This window comes from Ruegeria sp. SAZD011 (assembly GCF_059612545.1).
In genome coordinates this window covers 1-7,411 of record NZ_JBXWQU010000003.1, presented here as the reverse complement: position 1 = coordinate 7,411, position 7,411 = coordinate 1, and the positions used below count along the sequence as shown (strand labels likewise).

The window sequence follows — 7,411 nt, the reverse complement described above, 5'->3', positions numbered from 1 at the left end:
GGTTGCTCATCATTCAGGTCTCCTTGCGAGCCCTGAATCACGGCAGATGACCAAAATCAATGGGTCTGGAGCCTAGGAAAGTTATTCAAATTCGCATCTAAGGACTTGGTCAGATCAGCCGTAACCTTCCAAAGAGAACACACGAACTGGTTGTTCGAACCCTTTGAAGTGGTGTTCGCCAAGGTCTTCTGACACCCCATCTATTAGCCGGATAACCTCCTCCGAGCACACCATTCGTTTGCCGAGTGATGCGCCGATGTCCAACAGGCGTGAGGTCAGGTTGACAGTTGGACCAACAACGGTGAAGTCCATACGATTTACGCTGCCGATATTCCCGTAGTGAACATCTCCAACATTGAGCGCGGCGCGAAATTTGAGGGCTGATGGGCTTTCGAGCTGGTTCGCCATCGTCCTGCGCGTTTCATCTAGGGTCGCAAGAGCACCATCGACAGCAGCGACTTGAGCAGCTCGGTCGTCTGGGGTCGGGAAGATGGCCATTGCTCCGTCACCAATAAATTTGAGGATTTCGCCGCCATTCCTGCTCACCGCTTCATCGAGAACCGAGAAGAAACGATTTAAGAAGCCTATTGTATCTTCCGGAGTCGCTTGGTTGGAGAACTGGGTGAAACCTTCAAGGTCGATGAATAGTACGACTGACGGAATATTCTCTGAATCCCCCCGTCGGATGTTCCCTGTAAGAACACGTGCTCCGGCATCGCGTCCTACATAGGTGGACAAGACCGCTATGGTGCTTTCGTGCAGCACAAACCCTTCCGTGACGCGCGCAATCTGCGCCTGAAGACTACGGAGTGCCTCGATCTGGTCCGAGGTGAAGCCATCTTCGGCCTTGGTCATGGCAACCGCAACGTTGAGATCGGGTGTGTACCTGGAGTGTAAAGGCAAGCAAAGGCTTTGGGCATACCCTCTCTCGCGTAGCGCCTTCATATCGGGCCTGCCGTCGAATTCGGGGTTGTCCCCAAATGTGTAAAGCAACATTCGCCCGGTCTTGCTGCATACTTGGCCCGGAGTTCCAATCCACCGATTGCTTTCTTTGAGCTGCCGGGGAGTGAGCCTGCTCATTTTCGGCCCACCGGTTTCGGTCCAGTAATCGAACCGTCCAGGAAGCTCAGGATGCATCAAAGTTTTGTAGACGCCAAAGAAGTCGACCGGGAGATCGGCGGTTCTCAGTCGGCGGCCAATTTCGGCATTAATCTCGCCAAAGCCATCTGCACCGGGAGCACCTGCCGCCAGCCAAGAATTGAGAGCCGAGAGCCGAGGATTTCGATGCATGGGCGGTCTCCTGAAGAAACCCTAGCCGACCTACAGTGTAAAAGTCATCTTATTCCGATTGAGCAATAGCACTATGCCCGCTTAGGGCTCTTCTGAGACATCTGACCGCTTCTGTCAGATGTCCGCAAAGCCGCTTGCAGAAGCCCTTCGAGACGACCGAACCGACCGGCGACGTCCGCTTTTGCGCCCGAACGACCGCTTCTCCCAGCAGCGGCCCTTCGCCACCGCTGCTTCCGACGTCTCATAAGCGGACAAAGCCAACTTTCGCCTGGCTGTCGCCAAGTGGTGGATACGGCCCTTTGCTGACTTTCATCACAGGCCGCGACGCCGCGATGCAGGTCACGCATTCCGGCCTCTCGTGCATCTCGCAGCATTTTTTCGACGGCAATGACCGGGTCGCGGACCTTGCTGCCTTTCGAAACGGTTTGGGCGATGACCGCTGTGTAGCACGTAGCGGACTTACTACAAAACCTGAGCGCACAACGGCCCCGATGGATTGGCGAAAAACGGGTCAATTATTGGCCCTAGACCACAATCCTGCGTTTCGGGTTCATTCCAACTCTGTTCGAATGGCTCATTCCAAACCTTCCGTTACAAATTGGCTCTCAAGTCATTGACTTGCGCTTCCAACGACCGATCGCTCGGCTCAGGGTCTCCTGGTTTGCGAACCCCAGTTTCTTGGACACAACCGCATGCGAAGGTGGGTCTTTCGCGGAAAGCAGGCGTTGGGCAAGGCTTACGCGAACGCTTTCCAGTATCTGGGAAAAACTGGTGTCTTCGTCTTGAAGCCGGCGCTTGAGCGTGCGAGCGCTTACGCCAGCTGCCCGCGCGGCGTAGTCCACCGTCGGCCGTTTTTCCGACAGCATACTTTCAAGCAATACGGACAAGCCATCGCCAAGCGTGGAGCCCGTATTCAAGTCAGGCGCTTCGGCAATCAATGCGCCCGACATCCTCATCCCCACCCATTCCGGCATGGGCTGGTCCGCCACAGCATTGTCGATCGTCATCACCAACGCCCGACTGCGTGCCGGAGCGACCCGGCTCCCAAGCCAGGGTCTAAGGTGCGCCAATCCGGATTGCGGGTGCGGCAGCATCTCCACCGCTGCCGCGTTCCCATGGCGGCCCGACGCTACGCTGCAGATCATGTCGACAAGTGCCGCAACATATTGTTGCACCGCATGCAGATGGTCATCCGGCCCAAGGTTCAGGCTCCAGCCGTCCCGCACCAGAATCGCGTCCTCCAGTTCGTCAACAAAGAAAAGCTCGTGCGTGCAATGCCGCCGCATGTGCCGCGCGACCCTCTGCAACCCCTCGCGAACCGTACTGCCACTAAATGCTACCGCTCCGATCAAACCGATTTCGAATGCGCCCTGGTCGCCGACGATCCGGAACGGGGCGTCGGGGCCTTCCGTCCGCGCGATCTCAGCAAGAAAGGAAACGGCCCCGCGCAACGGGATGGGCACGAACGGATCGCCCTCCGGCACCCAGTCCAGGCCGCTCTTCTCGAGCAACGGTATGGCGTTTCGGCCTGTTTCATTCAGCCAACGTCGCATCGGATGGATGGCCGCGGCGCGAATGAGGGGGATCGAAATGCTCACACGGCCTCCCATCGAACCTGCCTCACGGCGTGGCCCACAAAGTCAAATCCAAAGATCTTTCTTGATCCAGATCAATACCGAAGACCCCGCTTAGCCGTCAACTTTTCAGTCAGGTCGACAGGAAGCGGACCGACCGCCGATTTGACTGGTCTGGGTCGAAACCCGGAAAGTTTTTCAATTTCCCCAAGAGGGCTTTGGGAGAATTGCATTTGAATTCATGGAGGTAATCGCATGAAGGGAATGTCTAATTCATCACTTGTCAATATTGCTCTGATAGCCGGAAGCCTATTGCTTATCACTGCTGAAGCAACGGTTGCCGAAGAAGCGGACGCCCGCGACATCCTTGGGTCGATGACCGAGTATGTGTCATCTCTCGACGCCCTTTCCTTCGATTTCGAGGAATATCATGAAATCGTCACCGGCGATGGTGAAAGACTGGGGCTTGCCGCATCCGGATCGGTTGCATTGGTCCGGCCAGACAAAATCCGCGTGCTGCGCAGAACCGGGTACACGGACACCGATCTGGCCTTCGATGGCCAGACCCTGTCGCTGACCGATTCCGACGCCGGGCTGTTTGCCCGGCACGCGCTGCCCGGCACGCTTGACCATTTGATCGACACGCTGAGGGATGATTTTGCCAAACCCCTTCCCGCGGCGGACCTGCTGACTGGCGGAGGCCATGGGGGATTGACCGCACCAACGGCGGAGATCAAGGACCTGGGCGTTGGGGTCGTATCAGGGATGCTTTGCGATCACCTCGCCTTGCGGGGTGAAGAGGCCGACTGGCAGATCTGGGTCGCCCAGGGCGATACCCCATACCCCTGCATGTTCATCATCACGTCCCGAAACATTCCCCTCGCCCCGCAGTACCGGATCGAGGTTCACAATTGGCAGGCAGGCCCGGTCGAAGCGGATTTTGCACCTGAAAAACCGGCGGCCGCGACCGAAGTCGCCCTGGCGGACTACCTCAAGGGCGCCCGAAACCTGCCGCCGAACTTCATCGTGGAGGTCGAGAAATGATGCGCAGGTCATCCAGGTTTGCCGCAATCGCATTGACATTGACGCTCGCCGGACTTTCCGGCCCATCGGGTCCACTTTCAGGATTGACGCCTGTTTCCCTGATCGGACAAGCCGAGGCCCGCGTGGGTCGCCCTCTCACGCCGGTGAGTGTCGCAGGCGTGGGGCGCAGGACGGTGCGCCGTTGCGCGGCGGGAGTCTACAACTGCTGAGGCATTCGATTGTCGGCCACGGTTTTCCAGCGAGGCAGCCAGCCGTGGCCTTGGGACAGATGATTGTCGGGTTTCAAACAAGGGATGGATCTTCGGCACGACGTTCCGGTTCCGGGCAATCCCGCCACTGCTGACAAGGGACCGCGACGGCACTCGAAGAAACTTCGTTCAACCACAGGAAAGGATGCACCATGGATATGCTACCACCAATCAAGGCAACGGTCCTGACCGGCTTGCTTGCGCTGGTCTCTCCCGCGTTTGCGCAGGACACGGGGCAGCTCCCCGCTGCGGCTGGTTCGCCCAATGCAACATCCACCATTGACGGACGACAACTGCCTGCGCCGCCTCCTGTCTTTGGCGGCGTGATCCAGGAACAGGCCCTTCAGTCCGAGCCTTGGTGGCCACCGCGTGTGACGCCTCCGGATGGCGCACCGAACGTCCTGCTGATCCTCACAGACGATGCAGGTTTCGGCGTTCCCAGCACCTTTGGCGGGGTGATCCCCACCGAAACGATGGACAGGCTCGCAGCCGAGGGATTGCGTTTCACCAATATCCATTCGACTGCCTTGTGCTCACCCACAAGGGCCGCGCTGATCACCGGGCGCAACCATCACTCGGTGGGTTTCGGTGTGATCTCCGAGCAATCCACCGGCTATCCCGGCTACAACAGCATCATCACCAGGGACAAGGCCACCATCGGGCGCGTGCTGCTCGAAAACGGTTACGCAACCTCGTGGTTCGGAAAGGACCACAACGTTCCGGCCTTCCAGTCCAGCCAGGCCGGGCCGTTCGATCTCTGGCCGACAGGTCTCGGTTTCGAGTATTTCTATGGTTTCATCGGGGGTGATGCCAACCAGTGGCAACCAAACCTCTACAGGAACACGACGCCGATCTATCCGTTCGATGGCAACCCGGAATGGAATCTGGTAACCGCGATGGCGGATGACGCAATCGCCCATATCACCGACCTGCACCAGATCGCCCCGGACAAGCCGTTTTTCGTCAAATACGCCCCCGGCGCGACCCATGCACCGCATCACCCGACCAAGGAATGGGTCGACAAGATTGCAGCCATGGATCTGTTCGACAACGGCTATGAGGCGCTGCGCGAAACAATATTCGAGAATCAGAAAAAGCTTGGGCTGGTGCCGCAGGATGCCAAGCTCGCGCCTTGGCCGGCCGACAAGCTGAAACCCTGGGACCAGTTGACGGAAACCGAGAAAAAGCTGTTCATCCGTCAGGTCGAGGTTTTCGCGGCCTACGCGGCTTACAGCGATCACGAAATCGGTAGGTTGATCCAGGCTATCGACGACCTAGGCAAGCTCGACAACACCCTGATAATCTACATCAATGGCGACAACGGTACCAGCGCCGAAGGCGGCCCGATGGGTACCCCGAACGAGGTGGCATGGTTCAATGGCGTGGCAGAAATGCCCGCCGAGACCCAGATGAAATGGTATGACGTCTGGGGAACCGAGGAAACCTATAACCACATGTCCGCCGGCTGGTCCTGGGCCTTTGACACGCCGTTCGACTACTTCAAGCAGAACGCCAACCGCCTGGGCGGCATCCGCCAGAACATGGTGGTCTCGTGGCCGCAGAAAATCACGGACAAGGGCGGCCGGCGCGACCAGTTCATGCACGTGATCGACGTGATGCCGACCATTCTGGAAGCTGCCGGGCTGGAGGCCCCGCTGGAGGTGGACGGTATCCTGCAATCGCCGATCGAAGGCACCAGCTTTGCCTATACGTTCGACAAGGCAAATGCCGACGCACCCAGCCGCCACCGCACGCAGTATTTCGAGATGATGGGTCAATGGGCGCTCTATCACGACGGCTGGCTGCTGAGCACAAAGGTCAACCGAATGCCGTGGGAAACGCCCGGCAAGCCGAACCCTGATCCGCTCAACAATCAGGTCCTGGAACTCTATGACCTTACCACGGACATGAACCAGACGACCGATGTGGCAGGGCAGAACCCCAACAAAGTCGAGGAGCTGAAGGCGATCTTTATCGAGGAAGCAAAGAAATATCAGATCTTCCCGATGGATGCTTCGGTCACCACCCGGCTTGCCCAACCGCGCCCGAACATCACCGCAGGCCGGAACGAGTTCGTCTATACCCGGCCTATGACGGGCCTGCCGCAAGGTGACTCTCCGAGTATCCTGAACAGTTCGTACACCATCACGGCCGAGATCGACGTGCCCGAAGGCGGCGCCGAAGGCATGATCCTGACATCGGGCGGCCGGTTCGGAGGCTATGGGTTCTATCTCAAGGACGGCAAGCCCGTCTTCCTGTGGAACATGGTCAACCTCGAACGCATTGCCTGGGAAGGCACCGAGGTACTGTCTTCCGGCAAGCACACCGTCGCATTCGACTTCGAATATGAGGGGCTCGGCGCAGCCACTCTGGCCTTTGGCAGCGCCAGCGGGCTTGGCAAGGGCGGCAAGGGTACGCTCAAGGTCGACGGCAAAGCTGTGGCTTCAAAGGAAATGAAGCACACCCTGCCGATGATCCTGCAATGGGACGAAGCCTTCGACATCGGCTCGGACACGCTGACCGGGGTAAACGACGCCGACTACAAGCCACCGTTCCCCCTGACGGCGAAGCTCGAGAAACTGACGATCAAGGTCGTTCGCCCCAAACTGTCGGATGCCGACATTGCCAAACTCAAGGACGCGATGCTCAAGGCCAGCGATTGACCTCTTCCCCGACCGTGCCACAGGTGCGGTCGGGTTTTCCATATTCCGTATGGAATTGAAGAGGAACCAGCGATCCACTTGTGGATTTCCGATGGCTCAAATTCTTTTTACCAGAAGCTAAGAAAAACAGGGGCTTGGCCAAACGTTGACTGAGCGTTGACAAGAATTGCGCAAATACAAAAGAGCTTCGCGGGGAGCCGCCTAAGTCATTGTATTATTTGTGAATTTTGTTGCGGGAGGACGCAGCCGCCGTTCCAGAACCGAATTGCGGTGCCTATTGTAACCATTGGCTACCATCTGTGGGACGGCGACCCGGCTGAACACGGCAGCAGAGGCTATGGAGATGCCTGTGATGGAGGCGAAGACAGCGTTGGCGGCCACTGTTGCGATGCCAAGACCGCCCCGGATCTTTTGTAGTAGCCAGGCAGCCACGCGATAGGCATCTCGCCCGATGTCGGCAGCGTCAACGATCAGTCCCATCAGCACGAAGAGGGGAACGACGCCGAACAGGTATCGGTTAGAGCGTGTCGCCCCTGATCGGATTCAGGATTCCCATGATGCTTGCCTTGTGATTCCATGTCTTTGAAGCAGA

5 protein-coding genes are annotated in these 7,411 nt (G+C 58.1%); 2 read left to right on the top strand and 3 right to left on the bottom strand.

The annotated features are described in order from the left end of the window. Positions 1-114: 114 nt before the first annotated feature. Together AC2FLM_RS01070 and AC2FLM_RS01065 are read right to left on the bottom strand one after the other, a co-directional pair. Positions 115-1,290, bottom strand: coding sequence for an adenylate/guanylate cyclase domain-containing protein (locus AC2FLM_RS01070; RefSeq protein WP_496854885.1), 1,176 nt, complete (start codon positions 1,288-1,290; stop codon positions 115-117). Between the two features lie 605 nt (positions 1,291-1,895). Then, a complete protein-coding gene (locus AC2FLM_RS01065; RefSeq protein ID WP_496854884.1) occupies positions 1,896-2,888 on the bottom strand; it encodes a helix-turn-helix transcriptional regulator in 993 nt (330 codons plus the stop codon). Between the two features lie 231 nt (positions 2,889-3,119). Here AC2FLM_RS01065 and AC2FLM_RS01060 point away from each other — a divergent pair, with 231 nt between their 5' ends. Both AC2FLM_RS01060 and AC2FLM_RS01055 read left to right on the top strand, forming a co-directional pair. Beyond that, positions 3,120-3,908, top strand: a complete 789-nt coding sequence (locus AC2FLM_RS01060) for a DUF2092 domain-containing protein (RefSeq protein WP_496854883.1) — start codon at positions 3,120-3,122, stop codon at positions 3,906-3,908. A gap of 400 nt (positions 3,909-4,308) precedes the next feature. After that, positions 4,309-6,819 (top strand): arylsulfatase, encoded by a 2,511-nt coding sequence (locus tag AC2FLM_RS01055; protein ID WP_496854882.1) that lies wholly within the window; start codon positions 4,309-4,311, stop codon positions 6,817-6,819. Positions 6,820-7,020: 201 nt separating this feature from the next. Here the strand turns inward: AC2FLM_RS01055 and AC2FLM_RS01050 are convergent, their stop codons facing one another. Continuing rightward, positions 7,021-7,299 (bottom strand): TRAP transporter large permease subunit, encoded by a 279-nt coding sequence (locus tag AC2FLM_RS01050; RefSeq protein ID WP_496854881.1) that lies wholly within the window; start codon positions 7,297-7,299, stop codon positions 7,021-7,023. Between the last annotated feature and the right edge of the window lie 112 nt (positions 7,300-7,411).

Excerpts from the sequence above, each read along its gene's own strand:
- AC2FLM_RS01070 (WP_496854885.1), bottom strand. The coding sequence starts at position 1,290 with ATGCATCGAAATCCTCGGCTCTCGGCTCTCAATTCTTGGCTGGCGGCA.
- AC2FLM_RS01060 (WP_496854883.1), top strand. The coding sequence starts at position 3,120 with ATGAAGGGAATGTCTAATTCATCACTTGTCAATATTGCTCTGATAGCC.
- AC2FLM_RS01055 (WP_496854882.1), top strand. The coding sequence starts at position 4,309 with ATGGATATGCTACCACCAATCAAGGCAACGGTCCTGACCGGCTTGCTT.
- AC2FLM_RS01050 (WP_496854881.1), bottom strand. The coding sequence starts at position 7,299 with ATGGGACTGATCGTTGACGCTGCCGACATCGGGCGAGATGCCTATCGC.